The following is a 20367-nucleotide window of genomic DNA, read 5'->3' on the forward strand; positions in this document are numbered from 1 at the left end:
AGAGGCCTGTCGATGACAGGCCTCTTGATTTAGGGATAAAGCCACCCCATCTGTAAGGAGGGGAAAGGCTAGGTTTTTTAGCACCTTTATTGGATAATAAATAACATTTTTAACTATTACACAGAATAGACAGGAGTTGGCAGATGCTGATTTTGACTCGTAGAGTAGGGGAAACCCTGATGATTGGTGATGAAGTCACCGTGACCGTGCTGGGCGTCAAGGGTAACCAGGTACGGATCGGCGTCAATGCGCCGAAAGAAGTATCTGTACACCGCGAAGAGATTTACATGCGCATACAGGCCGAGAAAGGAACCGGTCAGGACAGCCAGTACTAATCGTTTTGGGGCGTTTTTTGTTCGTATTGCCTTCTTTTAACTCATTGTGTTTAAAGAGTGTTCGAACGAAAAGTCGGGTGGGAAAAAGTGTTTGACTTATTTTGGCCTGACGTTAATATACGCCCCGCAAACACGGTGAGGTGGCCGAGAGGCTGAAGGCGCTCCCCTGCTAAGGGAGTATGCGGCTTATACCCGCATCGAGGGTTCGAATCCCTCCTTCACCGCCATTTACGCATCCGTAGCTCAGCTGGATAGAGTACTCGGCTACGAACCGAGCGGTCGGAGGTTCGAATCCTCCCGGATGCGCCATATTAGCAAGTGAGTCAGTTTTTAGATAAGCATCCGTAGCTCAGCTGGATAGAGTACTCGGCTACGAACCGAGCGGTCGGAGGTTCGAATCCTCCCGGATGCGCCATCTAAATATCAGGTTTTAAAAATTGCATCCGTAGCTCAGCTGGATAGAGTACTCGGCTACGAACCGAGCGGTCGGAGGTTCGAATCCTCCCGGATGCGCCATTATAGAAAAGCCGGCCCAGTGCCGGTTTTTTTGTGTCCGAATGTTTATCCCTTCTTGTACCCTTATTGTTGATGTCTCGTTGCCTTTCTGTATACAAATCACTTTTACATCTTAAATTATGAATATTTATTCTCATTTTTTGGCTTTAAATGTGCTACATGTGACTTGACTCATATTTTTTTTGTAATCTTTACAACATTTTTCAAAATGTAACATTGCCAAGGCATCCTCAAGCTGGGTATGCTCTTGGCCGGATAATAGACAGCAAGGAGCATGCTGATGGAACACGTCTCTTCCCAACTGCTTGATGCCGCCAGCCTGATGGGCCTGGGAATGGCATTTGTATTCGCCTTTCTCTCGCTCACCATTCTGGCCATTAAGGCATTATCGCTGGTGGCCGCCGAGGCGGCACCGGCGCCAGCCGGCGTCGCGGCCATGCCGGCTGCCCCGGTTCAGGGCCTGAGCCCGCAAAAAATGGCTGCGATCAGCGCTGCCATTACTCAATACAAAAACAATAAGAAAGGCTGAGCCTGGCTCAGATACGGACTAACTAGAAACGGAACTTAACGGAGCTTCGTCATATGACTAAACCACTTGCCATCACCGATGTGGTACTGCGTGATGCCCACCAATCCATCCTGGCCACCCGGCTGCGCCTGGAAGATATGCTGCCGGTTGCCGAAAAGCTGGACGACATCGGCTACTGGTCTCTGGAGACCTGGGGCGGTGCTACTTTTGATGCCTGTATCCGTTACCTGGGGGAAGACCCCTGGGAACGCCTGCGTGCCCTGAAAAAAGCCATGCCGAAAACCAGGCAGCAAATGCTGCTGCGCGGTCAGAATCTGCTGGGCTACCGCCATTATGCGGACGATCTGGTGTACAAGTTCGTCGAGCGGGCGCGTAGCAACGGCATGGACGTGTTCCGTATCTTCGATGCCATGAACGACGTGCGCAACCTGGAAACCGCCATCAAGGCGACCGTGGCGGTAGAAGGCCACGCCCAAGGCACCATCTCCTACACCACCTCGCCGGTGCATACCCTGGATATGTGGGTCGATATGGCGAAGAAGCTGGAAGACATGGGCTGTCACTCCATCTGTATCAAGGATATGTCCGGCCTGCTCAAACCTTATGAAGCCGAAAAACTGATCAAGAGCATCAAGGCCGCGGTCAAACTGCCGCTGGCGTTGCACTGTCATGCCACCACCGGCCTGAGTCTGCCGACCCACATGAAGGCTATCGATGCCGGCATCGATATGCTGGATACGGCTATCTCTTCCATGAGCATGACCTACGGCCACTCCCCCACCGAGACCCTGGTGGCCATGGTGGAAGGCACCGAACGGGATACCGGCCTGGATTTGACCAAGCTGGAAGAGATTGCGGCCTATTTCCGCGAGGTGCGTAAAAAATACGCCAAGTTCGAAGGCAGCCTCAAGGGGGTGGATTCGCGCATTCTGCTGGCCCAGGTACCCGGCGGCATGCTTACCAACATGGAAAGCCAGCTGAAAGAGCAGGGCGCGGCCGACAAGATGGATGAAGTACTGAAAGAGATACCGCGGGTGCGGGAAGACCTGGGCTTCATCCCGCTGGTCACCCCTACCTCCCAGATCGTGGGGACCCAGGCGGTGATCAACGTCCTTACCGGAGAGCGCTACAAGAGCATCACCAAGGAAACCGCCGGTGTGCTGAAGGGCGAGTACGGTGCGGCCCCGGCGCCGGTCAATGCCGAGCTGCAAAAGCGGGTGTTGGACGGTGCCGAGCCCATCACCTGCCGGCCGGCGGATCTGCTGAGCGACGAGTTGGACAAGCTGACCGGCGAGTTCACCGAACTGGCCAAGACCGAGCAACTGCGGGTCGCCACCGAAGTGGTTGACGATGTGCTTACCTACGCCCTGTTCCCGCAGATTGGTCTCAAATTCATCCGTAACCGCGACAACCCCGCTGCTTTCGAGCCGGCTCCGGGCACCGAGCCGGAGCCGGCGGCGACGGCGCCCGCCGCGGCCCAAGCTGTCAATGGCGCGTCCGAAGTCTATGCGGTCAAGGTAGACGGCCAGGTATTCGAGGTGGAAGTGGGCCCGGCGGGCAGCATCAGCGCCGTGCGTGAAAGCGGCGCCGTCGCGCCGGTGGCGGCAGCGGCCCCAGCAGCAGCGGGTAGCGGCGAGCCGGTGCCCGCGCCCCTGGCCGGTAACATCTTCAAAGTGGTGGCCAAGAAGGGCGCCCAGGTCGCGGAAGGCGAACTGCTGATGATCATGGAAGCCATGAAGATGGAAACTGAGGTGCGTGCCGCCCGGTCCGGTCAGGTGGTGGATGTGCTGGTCAAGGAAGGGGACGCGGTATCCGTGGGTGACCCTCTGGTCAGCCTGGCCTAAGGAGCGGTGATGGAGTCTTTACTAACCCTGTGGCAGGAAACCGGTCTGGCCAATTTTCACTGGAAACAGCTGGTGATGATAGCGGTCTGTCTGGGCCTGGTGTATCTTGCCATTGCCAGGGGCTTCGAGCCCCTGCTGTTGCTGCCCATCGGTTTCGGTGGCGTGCTGGCCAACATCCCCAACGCGGGGATGGCCGAGCCGGGTGGCCTGCTGTACTACGTGTACGAGGTGGGCATCGGCAGCGGCATTTTCCCCCTGCTGATCTTCATGGGCGTGGGTGCCATGACCGACTTCGGCGCTCTGATTGCCAACCCCAAGACCCTGCTGTTGGGGGCGGCGGCCCAGTTCGGTATCTTTGCCACCCTGTTCGGTGCCATTGCCCTGAATTTCTTGCCCGGGTTCAATTTCACCCTGGCGGATGCCTCGGCTATTGCCATCATCGGGGGGGCTGATGGACCCACCGCCATCTTCCTGGCCTCCAAGCTGGCCCCGGATCTGCTCGGTGCCATTGCCGTGGCGGCCTACTCCTACATGGCGCTGGTGCCCATCATCCAGCCGCCGATCATGAAACTGCTGACCACCAAGGCAGAGCGGGCGATCAAGATGGAGCAGTTGCGTCATGTCAGCAAGCGGGAGAAGGTTTTGTTTCCGCTGATGGTGCTGGCCCTGACCATACTGTTCCTGCCGTCGGCGGCGCCGCTGATTGGCATGTTCTGCCTGGGCAACTTGATGAAGGAATCCGGGGTGGTGGACAGGCTGTCCAAGACCGCCCAGAACGAGCTTATCAACATTGTCACCATCTTCCTGGGGCTGGCGGTGGGCTCCAAGCTGTCGGCGGAGAAGTTCCTGACCCTGGATACCCTGGGGATCCTGGCGCTGGGGGCGGTGGCCTTCTCCATCGGTACTGCCGGTGGTGTGTTGATGGCCAAGCTGATGTGCAAGCTGACTGGCGGCAAGGTCAACCCCCTGATCGGGGCGGCCGGGGTGTCGGCGGTGCCGATGGCGGCCCGGGTGGTCAACAAGGTAGGCCTGGAAGCCAACAACCAGAACTTCCTGCTGATGCATGCCATGGGCCCCAACGTGGCCGGGGTTATCGGCTCGGCGGTGGCGGCCGGTGTGCTGCTGGCACTGGTGGGCTAGCCGACCGGATAGAGAAGCTGAAGAGGCGCCTGCGGGCGCCTTTTTCGTTATTGCGGTTGTTGGCTGGCAGAGTAGAAAAAGCTGCCAGCTTAAAGCCGTCTTTCGGTTGCAACTTTGTAGTGGTTTGATCAGGCGAGGACGATCAGCCAAAGGGCGCTACTCCGCCGACACGCTGTGGGACATGACACTCGCCGTTTCAGCCTATGGCGAACATGGCTGAAACGACTCGTCACGGCGAGCAGGCCCGTCCCCTGTGCGCTTTCTTTGTCATCCCTGAAACAGAAGAGCGGCGGAGCAGTACCTTTACCCTCTTCAAGACAGTGATGCTACCCGCCGGCACCATCCTCAGGTGGCGCCAGAGCGTGAAAGAGGCAATCCCTGCTGCCTCTTTTCTTCGTCATAGCAGACAACCGGGCCCGTGACTAATGAGAGGTTCTACGGCTGTCTCTTGGTCACAAGTTGCGGTGGACTTTTGATGAGGAGAGGACCGTCAGCCAAAGGATACGGCACCGGCGAGTCGACGCCATAAAAAAGGGCTGCCGCGGCAGCCCTTCTTGCATGAGGGATATCAGGCCTGGTCTTCCAGGCCGACCACCAGCCAGGGGGCGTTGGCCTGGTTCAGGTCGCGCTCGAGGTGCCAGATTTCTCGGATATCCTGTTCCACGCCTTCCTGGCTATCCCGGTAGCGGCCGCCGAACTTGATGCTGACCTGGGCCAGGCCAGCGCTGTGATCCGCCCGTACCAGCTCGGCATCGACAAACATCACTTCGGTGTGCTGATCGCCGTTCAGCTTGGCGCGCTCCTGGCTCAGTTCGGCGAACAGCTCGGGGGAGACGTATTCCCGGATCTTCTCCAAATCGTTCTGGTTCCAGGCCTGTTGCAGGGTGCGATAGTGCTCGCGGGCACCCTGCAGGAAAGCCTGCATCTCGAAGCCCGGGGGCAGGTTGAAGGGCACATCACTGGCGGCAAAGCCGGAGGTGGCACTGGCTACCGGTGCCGGTTGCGGTGCTTCAAACTGCTGCGGACCGTTGTAGGCCGGACGGGGAGCCGGCGCCTTGCTCTGGCGAAGCATGCGGAAAATCATGATGGCGGCGAGAGCCAGGCCCGCGATCAGCAGGAAGTCCATGAACTGGAAGCCTTCGAAGGCACCGGAACCCAGCAGCCAGGCGAACAGGCCGCCGGCCAGCAGGCCGCCGAGCAGACCGCCCATCAGGCCGGATTTCTTGGGCTGCTGGGTCTGGTTGGTGGTGTTACGGTTGACGTTCTGCTGGGCCGGCTGGCTGGGGGCGGTTTGGAATGATTTACCGGCCGAGCGGCTACCGCCGCCGAGTTTGCGTGCTTCCGCGTCGAAGGCGGTGGCGGTGAGGCCGACTGCGAAGATCAGGGTAAACAGGGTCAGAAGTTTACGCATGGTGGTTTCCTTATGTTACAGACAAGCAACATCCTAAAGCAGGGACATATTATGTCAACTGGATTAAGGGACTGGGTAGCCAGACCCGGTGCTGGTGCCCGGGTTCCCGGCTCGGGGGAAACCGCATCAGATGGCCGAACAGCATATGCCAAAACCGACAGGCACGGCTTTGTGGGGGTAGTCTATCAGGCTTTTGCCGTCACCGTGATAATGCTGTCTCTCATTGTGGCCGCTATCGAGCCAGAAGGATTCCGATCGAGGTGCTTATTCTTATATAAACAGGTTCCGTCTGGATGATGTGTTGCCAGACGCCGCCGTGGCATCGCCAATGGGGGCTTTCGAACCCGGTCGAAAATCCCGATAATAGCGTTTTGGCCAGCCAGTGAGAAAACCGATGACAGAAAAGACCGTCGCCAAGACCGACAAGGCCGTGGCCCAGCTCAAGATGGCTCCCCACTCCTTCGAAGCGGAGCAATCCGTATTGGGCGGACTGCTGCTGGACAACAATGCCTGGGATCGGGTGGCGGAAAAGGTCTCGGAGCCGGATTTTTACAGCCGGCCGCACCGGTTGATTTTCCAGGCCATGCAGCGACTGAGCCAGGCGGGCCATCCCATCGATCTCATTACGGTGCAGGAAGAGCTGGAACGGCACGAAGCGCTGGAGACAGTGGGTGGTTTTTCCTACCTGGTGGAAATTGCCAAGAACACCCCCAGCGCCGCCAATATCGGCGCCTATGCGGATATCGTGCGCGAGCGCGCGGTGGTACGGGAAATGATCGCCGTGGCCAACGAGATCGCCGAAGCCGGCTTCGATCCCCAGGGACGCAGTTCCGCCGACCTGCTGGATCTGGCCGAAACCAAGGTGTTCAAGATTGCCGAGAGTCGCACCAATGCCAACGACGGTCCCCAGCCCTTGCGGGTGTTGCTCGAAAAGACCATCGACCGTATCGAAGATCTTTATAAAAATCCTCATCAGGGCATCACCGGGGTGTCCAGTGGATACTCGGATCTGGATAAAAAAACTGCCGGACTGCAGTCTTCGGACCTGATTATAGTGGCGGCCCGACCCTCTATGGGTAAAACGACTTTTGCAATGAATCTTTGCGAGCACGCTGCACTAACAAATGATAAACCAGTGCTCATCTTCTCCTTGGAAATGCCATCTGAGCAGATTATTATGCGGATGCTTGCTTCCCTGGGGCGTATCGATCAGACCCGTATACGTACCGGGCAGCTGGATGATGAAGACTGGGCCAGATTGTCTTCGACCATGGGTATGCTGTTGGAAAAGGGGCAGCTCTATATCGACGACTCTTCCGGCCTGACGCCGACCGAAGTCCGCTCCCGCGCCCGCCGTGTGGCGCGCGAACACGGCGGCATCAGCATGATCATGGTAGATTATCTGCAGTTGATGACGGTCCCCAGCCTGTCCGATAACCGAACCCTCGAAATCGCCGAGATCTCCCGTTCGCTCAAGGCCCTGGCCAAGGAGTTGCAGGTACCGGTGGTGGCCCTGTCCCAGCTTAACCGCAGCCTGGAGCAACGGGCCGACAAGCGGCCGGTGAACTCGGATCTGCGGGAGTCGGGCTCCATCGAGCAGGACGCCGACCTTATCATGTTTATCTACCGGGACGAGGTCTACCACGACGACAGCCCGGACAAGGGCATCGCTGAAATCATCATCGGCAAGCAACGTAACGGACCCATAGGCAAGGTTCGGCTGACGTTCCAGGGGCAGTTTTCCCGCTTCGACAACTACGCCGGACCGGATTTCGATGATGACTATTAAGGAGCAGAGATGGATGCAAGAGGGGCGGTGGCCCGCATCAATCTGGAGGCAGTCAGGCACAATCTGCGGGTAGCCAGGCAACTGGCACCGGGCGCCAGTGCCATCGCCGTGGTCAAGGCCAACGCTTACGGCCACGGTGACCTGACGGTGGCGGCTGCCCTCAAGGACGAGGCCGAGCTGTTTGCCGTGGCCCGGTTCGAGGAGGCACAAAAGCTGCGTGCCGGCGGGATCCGCCAGCCGATATTGCTGCTGGAAGGATTTTTCAACCGCAGCCAGTTGGAGTATGCCGCGCTCAATGATTTTCAGATCTGCATTCACCAGTTCGCCCAGCTCGAGGCGCTGGAGCAGACCCCGCTGGCCGCGCCGGTCACCGTCTGGGTGAAGATAGACTCGGGCATGCACCGGGTGGGCTTTGCCCCCGAGCAGGCCGATGAAGTGTTTGCCCGCCTGGCGGCCATTGCCAGGGTAGTGCAGCCGGTCAATGCCATGACCCACTTCGCCCGGGCCGACGAGCCTGAGCAGCGAGCGGTGACCCTGGCCCAGATTGCCCGTTTCCAGCAGGTGACCGCCGGCAAGGTGACGGCCACCGCCCTGTGCAATTCCGCCGGCGTCATCGCCTTTCCCGAAGCCCATGCCGACTATGTGCGACCGGGTATCATGCTCTACGGCATCACCCCCTTCGGCGATAAGCAGGGCACCGACTTCGGCCTGCGTCCGGCGATGGACTTCACCACCAGCCTGATCGCGGTGCGCGAGCACAAGGCCGGCGAGCCGGTAGGCTATGCCGGCTCCTGGGTCAGCCCGCGGGATACCCGTATCGGGGTCATCGCGGTGGGTTACGGCGACGGCTACCCGCGTATGGCGCCACCCGGCACCCCCGTGCTGGTGAACGGCCGCCGGGTGCCCCTGGCGGGCCGGGTGTCCATGGACATGGCCACCATCGACCTGGGCCCGGATGCCACCGACAAGGTGGGGGACGAGGTGCTGTTGTGGGGCGAGGGCCTGGCGGCGGAAGAGGTGGCTCGCCATGTGGGCACCATCGCCTATGAGCTGGTCACCCGCATGACCGCCCGGCCCAGGCTCGAATATATCGGTTGATGGCGAACGGCTGAGAGCCTGCCAGACCGCTCAGCCCAAACCACGTGACGTGCTTATCAAAAGGCCGGGTACCTTAAGGGACCCGGCCTTGTCGTTTATCGTGCGCTCAGCACCGCCGCCCGCCCCTTGTTGCGGAACCAGGCCAGCAGCGCCAGGGCGGGGATGTTCATCAGTATGCCATAGAGCAGGGCCAGCATCGCCAGGGCGTCCGAGCCGAGCTGGGTATAGGCCACCAGTATGGCGGTGGCGCCGTTCTGGATGCCCACCTCGAAGGCCAGGCTGCGGCAGCTCGCCTCCGGGCACCTGGCGAGGCGGGCGATCAGATAGCCGCAGGCCAGGGCCAGGCTGCAGAGCAGTAGCATGGCCAGGGCCGAGGTGCTGAACAGGGAGGGCAGTTGCTTGAGGTTACGTGCTACCAGCGCCAGCAGCACCAGCATGAATAAAAAGCTCACCACCTGCTTCAGCCTCGGCTGGTGGCGCTCCACCCAGGCTCGGTGCCGTCCCCGGATGCCCATGCCGACCACCACCGGCAGGATGCAGATCAGCGCCAATTGTGCCATGGTGCTGCCCAGGGGCAGGGCCAGTTCGTTACTGTCCAGGCCCAGCCAGTGCAACTGGGTCATCACCGCCAGGGGCATCCAGACGGGGGCCAACAGGCCGACGAAGGCGGTGAGGCTCACCGACAGGGCGGTGTCGCCTTCGGCCAGGAAGCTGAACATGTTGGAGGTGGCGCCGCCGGGGGCGGCGGCCACCAGGATGACGGCGGCGGCAATCAGGGGCGGCAGCGCCAGGGCCCAGATCAGCACCCAGGCCAGCAGCGGCAGCAGCAGCCACTGCATGCCTAAGCCCAGCAACAGCGGAGCCGGCATCCGCAGCAGGCGGGTAAAGTGGCGAGGTTCCAGGGTCATGCCCATCACCAGCGTCATCAAGGCCAGCATCAGGGGCAGGAACAGGGTGGTCAGCAAGTCGGCCATGGTGTTGTGTCACAGATGGATAATGGAAAAATACTACCATGGTAGTATTTTTCCGGCCTGATCGGGATCAGGATTCGGGGCCGCGGCGATGGATGAATTCTCCCTGCGCCGGGTTCCACTTCAGGTAATACCAGGGGTCTTCGGCCCGCCAACTGGGAAAGGTGATTTCAATCTGGTTGTCCTCGTACTTGTACAGCGAGGTATTCAGGTTCACCTCGCTCAACAACCAGACGGCAATCAGCAGGACTAACAACCATTTGAACAATGTTCCCATGATCCATCCTCGAACGGGCCCGGATGCACTTAACTATATCAGCAGTTGGGCGTTTCCGCCCGGCACCGCCGGCAGTGACCATGGGCCTCGATTGACTGGCTGGTGATGGCGAAACCGTGCAACTCGGCCTGTTGCTTGAACGCCTGGTTGATGGCCTCGTCGTGCAGTTCGATAACCAGGCCGCAGTGATCGCAGATCAGCAGCTGCATGGGGTGGTGCTCGGCGAAGTGATCGCAGAACAGGAAGGCGTTGAGCGATTCCACCTTGTGCACGAACCCCTGGGACAGCAGAAAATCCAGGGCCCGGTAAACGGTGGGGGGCTTGGCGCTGGGCTCCAGCTCCTTGAGTCGATCCAGCAGTTCATAGGCGCTGACCGCCCCCTTGTGTTCGGCCATCAGGGTAAACACATGGCGACGGGTGGGGGTAAAGCGAACCCCGCGCTGCTCGCATAAACGTTCGGCTTGCTCCAACTGGCGTTGCACGGTCATATAAAATGGATATCCTGAAGTTCTTTGCGGGCATATTAGCACAGGCTCGGCCGCCTTGGCTGCGGCCGAGCGCAAAGTCAGCGAGGAGCCGCATGACCCGAGATCTGTTCAAGCGTATCTATGCCGCCTTGTCGCCGGAGCCCAACCCGGCATTGAACCCGGCCTTCCAAGCCCGCCAGGCGCAGCTGCCCACCCTCTGGCTGCTGGGCAAGACGGGAGCGGGCAAGTCCTCATTGATCCGGGCCCTGACCGGCGACAGTGCGGTCGACGTCGGCAACGGCTTTCGCCCCTGCACCCGCACCGCGTCCGGCTACGACTTCCCCGCCGCCCGGCCGGTGCTGCGTTTCCTCGATACTCGCGGCCTGGGCGAGGCGGGTTACGATCCGGCGGAGGACATCCGCGCCTGCCAGGACCGCAGCCATGCGTTGCTGGTGCTGGTGCGGGCCGACGACCCAGAGCAGGGCGCCTTGCTGCAGGCCCTGGTTGACATCCGCCGCCAGGGCGGCATAGCGCAGCTGCTGGCGGTACACACCGGGCTGGGGCTGCTGAGCGATCCCCGCCAGCGCGAACAGGCGGTAGCTCGGCATCAACAACGACTGGAGCAGGCCTGGGGACAGTCCCTGGCCCGGGTCGAGCTGGATCTGCCGCCGGAGGGAGAGGCGCACGGCCTGGCGCCCTTGCTGGAGCAACTGGCCGGGCTGCTGCCCATCATCCGGCAACTGCTCGAGCACCGTCGGCACCAGGATCGGGAACAGCACAACTTCGCCCTGCTGCGCCGGGAGCTGCTCTGGTACGCGGGTGCCGCCGGCGCCTGCGATGCCTTGCCGGCGGTGGGCCTGGTGGCGGTGCCCGGCATTCAGGGCAAGCTGCTGCACAGCCTGGCCGCCCATTACGGCCTGAGCTGGGACAGGCGGCGGTTCGCCGAGTTCGCCACCGCCCTGGGCGGCGGCTTCGCGCTTCATTACCTGTATCGCCTGGGCGCGCGCCAGTTGGTCAAACTGATCCCGGTCTACGGTCAGACCCTGGGTGCCACCACCGCTGCTGCCGTGAGCTTCGCCACCACCTATGCCCTGGGCCGGGCCGCCTGCAAGTATTTGTATCACCTGAGTCGGGGAGAGGAGATTGTGGCCGGCGACATCAGGGCCAGCTTCGAGCAGGCGCTGCACGACATCAGGAGTACCGCGGAACATGAAACCCATCGTCAGTAGTCTCCGGCTGCTGCGCCGGCGGCTGCCCGCCTTGCCTCTGTTGCTGCTGATCGGCGGCGCCCTGCCGGTGCTGCTGCTCAGCCTGCTGGGAACCCTTTACCTGTTCGAGCGCGGCGCCTGGGGCTGGTTTTTGCTGTTGCTGCTGCTGGCGATCCTGCCGCTGCCCTGGCTACGCCAAAAAGCGCTCCCGGCCATCCCGGACTGGGAGCCGGAGCCGGACGGGCAATGGTCGGCCTTCGAGCAGCAAATTTGGCACCAAGCCCTGGCGACGGGACGGGAGCGGCTGGCTCGGGAGCCGGAATGGACTCGGCTGCGGGAGCACGGCCTGGTCCTGTTCCGCCAGGTGGCGGCCGCCTATCATCCCGACGGCAAGGAAGCCGAGCTGGCCTTCACCCTGCCCGAGCTACTGCTGCTGGTCGAGGAGATCAGCCGGCGCTACCGCCGTTTCCTGTTGGAGCATGTGCCCTATGTGGAGCAGTTGCGGCTGGACCGGTTGCACGGCCTCTACCGGCAGCGGGACCGGCTGCGCGCCGCCAGGCGCTGGTACGATGCCTACCGCTGGCTGCGGCTGCTGACCCCGGAGGGTTGGGTGGCGGCGGGCCGTGACCGGATTCTGGGTCAGTTGTTCGAGGGCATGAGCGAGCAACTGCAGACCCAGCTCAAGCAGGCCCTGCTGGCGGAAGTGGCGGCGGTGGCCATCGATCTCTACGGCGGCCGCTTCCGGCTGGCGCAGCGTGAGTTGCCACCGGATCCCCGCCAGGCGGAAGACGAGCAGGATCTGGCCGCACCGCCGGCGCCGCTGAGGGTGCTGCTGGTGGGCCAGCCCAGTGCGGGCAAGTCGTCCCTGATCAATGCCCTGCTCGGGCAGACGGTGGCGGAAGTGAGCGCCCTGCCCAGCACCGAGCGCAAGCAGGTCTACCGCTACCGGCTGGAAGGGGTTTCCCTGCTGCACCTGATAGACACCCCCGGCATCGCCACCCCCGAGGCGCCCGGAGACTGGCTGGTGCAGCAGATGGCAAACAGCGATATGGTGCTCTGGCTGCTGAAGGCCAACCAGCCGGCCAGGCAGGTGGATCTGGCTCTGAAGCAGGACTTCGACGCCCATTTCGCCCGCCCCGAACAGCGTAGCCGCCGCCCCCCGGCCCTGCTGGCCCTGGTCAACCAGGTGGATCTGTTGCCGCCGATCTCGGCCCCGCCCGAGGATCCGGCCAAGGCCGCGCTGATCCGGGAGGCGCTGGACTACAACCGTGTGCTGTTGGGGGCCGACGAGGCCCTGGCCCTGAGTCTGGCGCCGGGGCGGCAGCCCCAGGGGCTGAAGACACTGCTTGAACGGCTGATCGCCGCCCACGACGACGGCATTCAGACCCAGCTCGGTCGTCGTCGGCAGGGGGCTTCTACCCCGGCTTTCAAGGAGCAACTGGCCCGGCTGCGCCGCCTGGGCCGGCAGATGTGGGGCCTCTACCGCGACGGTTGATACTCTCCCCATGGGAGTGGATTTGGGGTATACTCCGCCGCTTGATTTTTGTACTGATGACCGGTGCCCATGACGCAAGACTCCCAGCCCAGAACCTCCTCCTTTGCCAGCGGCCGTTTCTCCGTTGCCCCCATGCTCGACTGGACCGATCGCCATTGCCGCTATTTCCACCGGCTGATGAGTCGCCACGCCCAGCTCTATACCGAGATGGTCACCACCGGCGCCATACTGCACGGCAAGGGCGACTACCTGGCGTTCAGCCCCGAGGAACATCCCCTGGTGCTGCAACTGGGCGGCAGCGATCCGGAGGCCCTGGCCCGGTGCGCCGTGCTGGCCGAGCAGCGCGGCTACGACGAGATCAACCTCAACGTGGGCTGTCCCTCGGATCGGGTGCAGAACGGCATGTTCGGCGCCTGCCTGATGGCCGAGCCGGTCCTGGTGGCCGAGTGCGTGGCGGCGATGAAGGCAGAGGTCGCCATTCCGGTGACGGTGAAGACCCGCATCGGCATCGACGAGCAGGACAGCTACGCCTTTCTCTGTGCCCTGGTGGAGCGGCTGATCGAGGCGGGCACCGACAGCCTGATAGTGCACGCGCGCAAGGCCTGGCTGAAGGGCCTTAGCCCGCGGGAAAACCGCGAGATACCGCCCCTCGACTACGAGCGGGTCTACCGGCTCAAGCGGGATTACCCCGGTCTGACCATCGCCATCAACGGCGGCATCAAGAGCCTGGACGAAGCCCGGGTACACCTCGACCACCTGGACGGCGTCATGCTCGGCCGCGAGGTGTACCAGAATCCCTACCTGCTGGCGGAAGTGGACGCGGCCCTGTTCAACGACGGGCGCGAAGTGCCCGGGCGCCATCAGGTGATCCGTGCTCTGCTGCCCTACATTGAGCGGGAGCTGGGCAGGGGCACCTATCTCGGCAACATCACCCGCCATACCCTGGGGATTTTCCAGGGGTTGCCGGGGGCCCGGGCCTGGCGTCGCCACCTGAGCGAGAACGCCCACAAACCCGGCGCCGGTGTCGAGGTGGTGGAGGCGGCCCTGGTCAAGGTACCGGAGGCCGTGGTCGACTATAGTTAAGGCATCCTCAGCCAACATAAGGAGCCAAGCCCATGGGAAGCCACGCCTTGACCATAGAATTTCCTGAATACGTGGACAAGATAGCCGAGCTGAAACAGCTGGATGCCGACTTCGCGCGGATGGCAAACGAATATCACAAGCTGGATCACCAGATTGCAGGGCTGGAGTCCCGGGACATGCCGGTGTCGGACCAGCATTTCGAAGAGCTGAAGATGCAGCGCCTGCAGCTGAAGGATCAAATCTATAAGCGTCTGCTGAACGGCCAGGGGTAAGCGAAAGCGGAAGGGGGCCAAACGAGCTTCTTTCCGTTTTTAATAGATTCAACCTATCAATTTGATTCTTGTAAACTGTTTCAATGATCAAATCTTCGGCGGCATACTGGTCTACAAATGAGACACGACTTCAAATGAGGACGACAGTATGCTGCAAGACAAGACCGGACAGACCGTACCCCAGGTGACCTTTCGCACCCGCCAGGGAGAGCAATGGCAGGACGTGACCAGCGACGAAATCTTCGAGGGCAAGACGGTGGTGGTGTTTTCCCTGCCCGGTGCCTTCACCCCGACCTGTTCCTCCACTCACCTGCCGCGCTATAACGAGCTGGCGCCGGTGTTGTTCGAGAACGGGGTGGACGACATCGTCTGCATCAGCGTCAACGACACCTTCGTGATGAACGCCTGGCTCAAGGATCAGGAAGCGGAACACATCCGGGTGATCCCGGACGGCAACGGCGAATTCACCGACGGTATGGGCATGTTGGTGGACAAGCAGGAGCTGGGTTTCGGCAAGCGTTCCTGGCGTTATTCCATGCTGGTGAAGGACGGCATCATCGACAAGATGTTCATCGAGCCGAACAAGCCGGGGGATCCCTTCGAGGTGTCCGATGCCGACACCATGCTGGCCCATATCAATCCCCTGGCGGCCAAACCCTCGGCCATTACCCTGTTCAGCAAGCCGGGCTGCCCCTTCTGTGCCCGGGCCAAGCAGATGCTGCTCGACCATGGCATGCGCTATGAAGAAGTGATCCTGGGTCAGGACGCCACCAGCATCAGCCTGAAAGCGGTATCGGGCCGCGGCACTGTGCCACAGATCTTTATCGACGGCCGCCATATCGGCGGCAGCGACGAGCTGGCCGAATACTTGGCATAAGCTAGTGTAAAAGGGGCGCGAGCCCCTTTTTTCATCTCTGTTGCACGGAGGTTTCTGCCCATGAAGCACATCACCGCCGACGTGGCCATCATCGGCAGCGGCACCGCCGGCCTGGCCGCTTATCGCACCGCCCGGGCCCATCATAAGAAAGTGATCATGATCGAAGGCGGCCGCTACGGCACCACCTGCGCACGGGTGGGCTGCATGCCATCCAAGCTGCTGATCGCCGCGGCCGACAGCGCCCACCGGGTCGCACAGGCGCCTGCCTTCGGTGTCCATCCGGGAGGGATCAGGATCGACGGCCGGCAAGTAATGTCCCGGGTGAAAGCCGAGCGGGATCGTTTCGTGGGCCTGGTGCTGGCATCGGTCGACTCGATACCGGCGGAAGACAAAATGGTCGGACGTGCCCGCTTTGTGGATAAGAATACCCTGATGGTGGACGGTCACACCCGTATCACCGCCACTTCGCTGGTCATCGCGACCGGTTCACGCCCGTCCTTTCCCGACGCCTGGCGCGAGCTGGGAGCCTTGCTGCAGGTCAACGATGATGTGTTCGAGTGGGACCTGCTGCCCCGGTCGGTGGCGGTGTTCGGCCCCGGCGTCATCGGCCTCGAACTGGGGCAGGCCCTGCACAGGCTCGGGGTGAAAGTGTGGATGTTCGGGGTCGGCGGCCAGTTGGCGGGACTGACGGATCCGGCGGTGATGGCCTGTGCCGGCAAGGGGTTTGCCGAGGAATTCTTTCTGGATGCGGATGCCAGGGTCGGCCGTATGGAGCGGATTGCGGACGGGGTGGAAATTGACTACCTCGATGCCGAGGGGGTCAACGAACGCATTCAGGTTGATCTGGTGATCGCCGCGACCGGTCGCCGTCCCAACGTCGATCGGCTGGGGTTGGAGCGGCTCGGCATGGCGCTGGACGATAAAGGGGTACCGCTGGTTGACCCCTACACCCTACAGACCAGCCTGCCCCATATCTTCGTGGCCGGCGATGCCAATGACCAGCTTCCTCTGCTGCACGAAGCCAACACCCAGGGGCGGATAGCGGGGGACAACGCCGGCCGTTTTCCCGATATCCGGGCCGGACTGCGCCACAGCCGGCTGGCGGTGGTGTTTACCGATCCCCAGATCGCCATGGTGGGCGCCGGTTACCGGGAACTGGAGCGACGCTACGGCGGTGACGGCTGCTTTGCCATCGGCGAGGCGTCTTTCGAGGATCAGGGCCGCAGCCGGGTGGTGCTGCGCAACCGGGGGATGGTGCGGCTCTATGCGGAGCAGGGTAGCGGCCTGTTCCTGGGGGCCGAGATGAGCGCTCCGGAAGCCGAACACCTGGCTCATCTGCTGGCCTGGGCGCACCAGAGCCGGATGACGGTGGCACAGATGCTGGAGATGCCGTTTTTCCATCCGGTGATCGAAGAAGGCGTGCGCACGGCGCTGCGGGATCTCAACGCCGGGCTGCATCGGGGGCCGGCGATGGCCGATCGCTGCATGGAGTGCGGGGTTGGCGACTAGCCCTGGAGGGCCTTTCTATTTACCGTTAGATCGGTAACTATTGGCGTCAAACGTCAGTATAACGGTGAACACGTGAACTTAAGGGATCTCGAATATCTGGTGGCCTTGGCGGAAGAGCGGCATTTTCGCAAGGCGGCGGAGAAATGCTTCGTCAGCCAGCCTACCCTGAGCGGCCAGTTGCGCAAGCTGGAGGATGAACTGGGAGTGTTGCTGATGGAGCGTACCTCCCGCAAGGTGCTCTTTACCCCGGCGGGGGAGGCCATTACCGCCCAGGCCCGGCGGGTGCTGGCGGCCACCAAGGAACTCAGGGACATCGCCCGTACCTTTACCGAACCCATGTCCGGCGAGCTGCATATCGGCCTTATCCCCACCGTGGGGCCTTATCTGCTGCCCCATATCATTCCGGCGCTCAAGCAGCACTTCCCCGAACTGCATATCTATTTATACGAAGCTCAGACCCAGGTACTGCTGAAACAGCTGGCCGACGGCGAGCTGGATTGCCTGATCCTGGCTCAGTTGGACAACATGGACAGCTTCGGGGCCCTGCCGCTGTATGAGGAGTCGCTGCTGCTGGCGTTGCCGGCGGATCATGTATGGGCCGGACGTGAGCAGATCAGCCTGGGGGAGCTGAAAGGTGAAAAACTGCTGATGCTGGAAGACGGCCATTGCCTGCGAGATCAGGCCATGGGGTTTTGCTTCGCCGCCGGCATCGGCGAGGATACCCACTTCCAGGCCACCAGCCTGGAAACCTTGCGCAACATGGTGGCGGCGGGTTCGGGCCTGACTCTGATCCCCCGGCTCGCCATCGGTTCCCATAACGGCAGCCTGGGCATCACCTACCTGCCGGTGATGGAGCCCGAGCCCAGCCGTACCATCGCCCTGCTGTATCGCATCCATTCGGTGCGCCGGCCCTGCTTCAACGAGATGGCCAAGGTGATCGGCAAGCTGGTCAAGGAGTTGCTCTAAGCGAGCATTAAAAAGGGCCGGAGTTATACTCCGGCCCCTCGCTCAGAACAGCTCGTCGGTAATGCTGGTGCCGCCGAACTGCTGGCTATTGCCCGCTCGGCCATAGCGCCTGGGCTCGGTGCCTTCGACAAAGAACTCCGCTACCCCCCGGCCATCGGTACGCAGGCCGCTGCCGCTGTCGATGGTCACGGTGACCAGGTTTTCCGGCACCCGGCGTGGCTGCTCCGGATAATCCTTGAGCGCGACCTTCATATAATCGATCCAGATGGGCAGGGCGGTGCTGCCGCCGAATTCGCCGCCGGCCACCTGGTCCGCTCCCAGATTGGGATGATGGGCGGTCCGTCCCAGGGGGCGGCCGAAGTCGTCGAAACCGACCCAGGCCGTAGCCACCCGGGCCGGGGCGTAACCGGAGAACCAGGCGTCACGGGAGTCGTTGGTGGTGCCGGTTTTGCCGGCGATATCCTTGCGTTCCAGCGCCCGGCCGGCACGCCATCCGGTGCCGTTCCAGCGGCGCCCGTCACTCACCCCGCCCCAGATGGCGGAGTTCAGGGCTTCGGTGATCAGAAAAGCGTTCTCCGCGCTGATCACCTGCTGAGTTACCGGTTGCCCCTGGTACAGTACCTGGCCCTGGGCGTCTTCTATGCGTTCCACCACGAAGGGGGTGACCTTGTGGCCGCCGTTGGCGAAGGTGGCGTAACCGGTCACCATTTCCAGCGGAGTTGCGGAAGGGGAGCCCAGCGCCAGGCTCTCGGTGGCCGGAATACTGGCGGTGTTGAAGCCGAAGTCGTTCAGCCGTTGCATGGTCGCCGGGATACCGGTGTCGCGCAGCAGGCGGATAGACACCACGTTCTTGGACCGGGCCAGGGCCTCTCGCACCCGGATGGGGCCGTCGTAGACGTTGGGGGAATTGCGTGGCCGCCAGGAGCTGCCGCTGCCGGCGTCCCAGTGGTTGATGGGTGCGTCGTTGACCATGCTGGCCAGGGTGAAGCCGTTGTCCAGGGCGGCGGAGTAGACGAAGGGCTTGATGTTAGAGCCCATCTGCCGTGCTGCCTGCTCGGAGCGGTTGAATTTGTTGAGGGTAAAGTTGAAGCCGCCGACCAGGGCGGTGACGGCGCCGCTGGCGGGTTCCAGTGCTACCAGGGCACCGTTGATCTCCGGCAACTGGGCCAGCAGCCAACCCTCTCCTCGGGGGCGTACCCAGATTTGTTCGCCGGTCTTGAGGATTTCCCCAGCCTGGCGCGGGGCGTTGCCCTGACGGCTGTCGGAAATATAACGGCGAGCCCATTTGAGGCTGTCCCAGTCGAGCTGGACTTCGCCCTTGCCCTTGATGACCACGGTGGCTCCGCGTTCGGCCACGGCGGTGACCACGGCGGGTTCCAGTGGCCAGTAGACGGGCTGCTCGTCGAGATGCTGCAGGATCTGGTCGGCACTCCAGGGGCTGCCTTGCCACAACGTGGCTTCGGGGCCGCGATAACCATGGCGCAGGTCGTAGGCCAGCAGCCCGTTGATCAGGGCGGTGTTGGCGGCACGCTGTTCGTCGGCCTGTACCGTGGTGTAGACGCTCAGCCCACGGGTGTAGGCGTCCTGTCCGAACATCGCCAGCGCGAACTGGTGCGCCATTTCCGCCAGATAGGGGGCACTGAGGGTGATTTCGGCACCGTGATAACGGGCCGCCACCGGACTGGCCATGGCGTCATCATACTGGGAGCGGCTGATCTTGCCGATTTCCAGCATCCGGCCCAGTACGATAGCCCGCCGCTCTTCGGCGCGGCGGGGATTGCTGATCGGGTTGAGCACCGAAGGTGCCTGGGGCAGGCCGGCGATCATCGCCATTTCCGCCAGGCTCAGCTCATTGACGTTCTTGCCGTAATACACCTGGGCCGCGGCGGCGACACCATGGGAACGATGTCCCAGCGGGATCTTGTTGAGGTACAGCTCGAGGATTTCGTCCTTGGTCAGCAGGGTTTCGATATGCAGGGCGAGGAAAATCTCCTTGACCTTGCGGATCACGGTCTTTTCCCGGCTGAGGAAAAAGTTCCGGGCTACCTGCTGGGTAATGGTGCTGGCGCCCTGGCGTTTCTCGCCGGTACTCAGCCAGACCACTGCCGCCCGGCTGATACCGATGGGATCTATGCCCGGGTGCTCGTAGAAACGGGCATCCTCGGTGGCCAGGAAGGCATCGATCAGCAGCGGTGGCATCTCGGCGACGGAAATGGGAGTGCGCCGCTGTTCACCGTATTGGGAAATAAGCTCGCCGTCCTGGCTGAAGATGCGCATGGGGGTTTCCAGGCGTACATCCTTGAGAGTGGAAACATCCGGCAGTTCTGTTTTGACCTGCTGATACAGCACAAAGATCGCGACCAGGCCGCACAGAGTCAAAAAAACACCGAATAAAAACAGGCGAGTGAGCCATTTGAGCATGGAGTGAAAACCCGATAAATCATTTTTTAACCAACAGCACCCAAGTATATCCTTTGTCGATACCGTTGTTCGAGCGCTTTATTTTTATACCGCGATAATTTCATCGGCCTGACGGAGTCCGTCTATCCTTACCAAGACCAATAACAATAATCGCACGGA

General features: G+C 61.8%; 18 protein-coding genes and 4 tRNA genes. 17 read left to right on the forward strand and 5 right to left on the reverse strand.

The window, feature by feature from the left end; translation table 11 throughout:
* The first annotated feature begins 143 nt into the window (after window positions 1-143).
* From csrA to ACEVBK_RS03785, 8 genes are all read left to right on the forward strand, one after another.
* Entirely contained in the window at window positions 144-335 is a 192-nt protein-coding gene (gene csrA, locus ACEVBK_RS03750) for a carbon storage regulator CsrA (RefSeq protein WP_094040499.1), read from the forward strand.
* Between the two features lie 134 nt (window positions 336-469).
* Window positions 470-562 (forward strand) — tRNA-Ser (locus ACEVBK_RS03755).
* A 5-nt stretch (window positions 563-567) separates the two neighbouring features.
* Window positions 568-644: transfer RNA gene (locus ACEVBK_RS03760), tRNA-Arg, on the forward strand.
* A 29-nt stretch (window positions 645-673) separates the two neighbouring features.
* Window positions 674-750, forward strand: a tRNA-Arg gene (locus tag ACEVBK_RS03765).
* Window positions 751-774: 24 nt separating this feature from the next.
* A tRNA-Arg gene (locus ACEVBK_RS03770) sits at window positions 775-851 on the forward strand.
* Between the two features lie 280 nt (window positions 852-1131).
* A complete protein-coding gene (locus ACEVBK_RS03775; RefSeq protein ID WP_375057258.1) occupies window positions 1132-1380 on the forward strand; it encodes an OadG family protein in 249 nt (82 codons plus the stop codon).
* Between the two features lie 53 nt (window positions 1381-1433).
* Window positions 1434-3224 carry a sodium-extruding oxaloacetate decarboxylase subunit alpha gene (oadA, locus tag ACEVBK_RS03780; protein ID WP_375057259.1) on the forward strand — a complete coding sequence of 597 codons (1791 nt, stop codon included), beginning with the start codon at window positions 1434-1436 and terminating at the stop codon, window positions 3222-3224.
* A gap of 9 nt (window positions 3225-3233) precedes the next feature.
* Window positions 3234-4364, forward strand: a complete 1131-nt coding sequence (locus ACEVBK_RS03785; RefSeq protein ID WP_375057260.1) for a sodium ion-translocating decarboxylase subunit beta — start codon at window positions 3234-3236, stop codon at window positions 4362-4364.
* Window positions 4365-4932: 568 nt separating this feature from the next.
* On the opposite strand, the gene ACEVBK_RS03790 is transcribed toward ACEVBK_RS03785, so the two are convergent.
* On the reverse strand, window positions 4933-5775 hold the full coding sequence (locus tag ACEVBK_RS03790; protein ID WP_375057261.1) for a Tim44 domain-containing protein: 843 nt from the start codon (window positions 5773-5775) through the stop codon (window positions 4933-4935).
* Between the two features lie 394 nt (window positions 5776-6169).
* On the opposite strand from ACEVBK_RS03790, the gene dnaB reads away from it, so the two are divergent.
* Both dnaB and alr read left to right on the forward strand, forming a co-directional pair.
* Window positions 6170-7564 (forward strand): replicative DNA helicase, encoded by a 1395-nt coding sequence (gene dnaB / locus ACEVBK_RS03795; protein ID WP_375057262.1) that lies wholly within the window; start codon window positions 6170-6172, stop codon window positions 7562-7564.
* Between the two features lie 9 nt (window positions 7565-7573).
* Complete coding sequence (gene alr, locus ACEVBK_RS03800) at window positions 7574-8662, forward strand: alanine racemase (protein ID WP_375057263.1); 1089 nt, start codon at window positions 7574-7576, stop codon at window positions 8660-8662.
* Between the two features lie 95 nt (window positions 8663-8757).
* On the opposite strand, the gene ACEVBK_RS03805 is transcribed toward alr, so the two are convergent.
* The 3 genes from ACEVBK_RS03805 to zur all read right to left on the reverse strand — a co-directional run bounded on the left by ACEVBK_RS03805 (window position 8758) and on the right by zur (window position 10398).
* A complete protein-coding gene (locus tag ACEVBK_RS03805) occupies window positions 8758-9636 on the reverse strand; it encodes a bile acid:sodium symporter family protein (protein ID WP_375057264.1) in 879 nt (292 codons plus the stop codon).
* Window positions 9637-9703: 67 nt separating this feature from the next.
* Window positions 9704-9910 (reverse strand): hypothetical protein, encoded by a 207-nt coding sequence (locus tag ACEVBK_RS03810; protein ID WP_375057265.1) that lies wholly within the window; start codon window positions 9908-9910, stop codon window positions 9704-9706.
* A gap of 38 nt (window positions 9911-9948) precedes the next feature.
* Window positions 9949-10398 carry a zinc uptake transcriptional repressor Zur gene (zur, locus tag ACEVBK_RS03815; RefSeq protein WP_375057266.1) on the reverse strand — a complete coding sequence of 150 codons (450 nt, stop codon included), beginning with the start codon at window positions 10396-10398 and terminating at the stop codon, window positions 9949-9951.
* 92 nt (window positions 10399-10490) lie between these two features.
* Between zur and ACEVBK_RS03820 the strand changes: the two genes are divergently transcribed.
* The 7 genes from ACEVBK_RS03820 (at window position 10491) to oxyR (ending at window position 17787) form a co-directional block, all read left to right on the forward strand.
* On the forward strand, window positions 10491-11606 hold the full coding sequence (locus ACEVBK_RS03820; RefSeq protein WP_375057267.1) for a YcjF family protein: 1116 nt from the start codon (window positions 10491-10493) through the stop codon (window positions 11604-11606).
* Window positions 11587-13080 (forward strand): GTPase family protein, encoded by a 1494-nt coding sequence (locus ACEVBK_RS03825; protein ID WP_375057268.1) that lies wholly within the window; start codon window positions 11587-11589, stop codon window positions 13078-13080. The genes ACEVBK_RS03820 and ACEVBK_RS03825 overlap by 20 nt, the downstream gene beginning before the upstream one ends.
* A gap of 69 nt (window positions 13081-13149) precedes the next feature.
* A complete protein-coding gene (dusA, locus tag ACEVBK_RS03830; RefSeq protein WP_375057269.1) occupies window positions 13150-14163 on the forward strand; it encodes a tRNA dihydrouridine(20/20a) synthase DusA in 1014 nt (337 codons plus the stop codon).
* A gap of 32 nt (window positions 14164-14195) precedes the next feature.
* Window positions 14196-14435, forward strand: a complete 240-nt coding sequence (locus ACEVBK_RS03835) for a YdcH family protein (protein ID WP_202082669.1) — start codon at window positions 14196-14198, stop codon at window positions 14433-14435.
* A 148-nt stretch (window positions 14436-14583) separates the two neighbouring features.
* On the forward strand, window positions 14584-15312 hold the full coding sequence (locus ACEVBK_RS03840; RefSeq protein ID WP_375057270.1) for a glutathione peroxidase: 729 nt from the start codon (window positions 14584-14586) through the stop codon (window positions 15310-15312).
* Between the two features lie 60 nt (window positions 15313-15372).
* A complete protein-coding gene (locus ACEVBK_RS03845; RefSeq protein WP_375057271.1) occupies window positions 15373-16821 on the forward strand; it encodes a dihydrolipoyl dehydrogenase in 1449 nt (482 codons plus the stop codon).
* A 72-nt stretch (window positions 16822-16893) separates the two neighbouring features.
* On the forward strand, window positions 16894-17787 hold the full coding sequence (oxyR, locus tag ACEVBK_RS03850) for a DNA-binding transcriptional regulator OxyR (protein ID WP_375057272.1): 894 nt from the start codon (window positions 16894-16896) through the stop codon (window positions 17785-17787).
* Window positions 17788-17829: 42 nt separating this feature from the next.
* Here oxyR and ACEVBK_RS03855 read toward each other — a convergent pair whose 3' ends face one another.
* Window positions 17830-20208, reverse strand: coding sequence for a penicillin-binding protein 1A (locus tag ACEVBK_RS03855; protein WP_375057273.1), 2379 nt, complete (start codon window positions 20206-20208; stop codon window positions 17830-17832).
* Window positions 20209-20367 lie beyond the last annotated feature (159 nt).

This window comes from Zobellella sp. DQSA1, from assembly GCF_041950555.1.
Taxonomy (GTDB): domain Bacteria; phylum Pseudomonadota; class Gammaproteobacteria; order Enterobacterales; family Aeromonadaceae; genus Oceanimonas.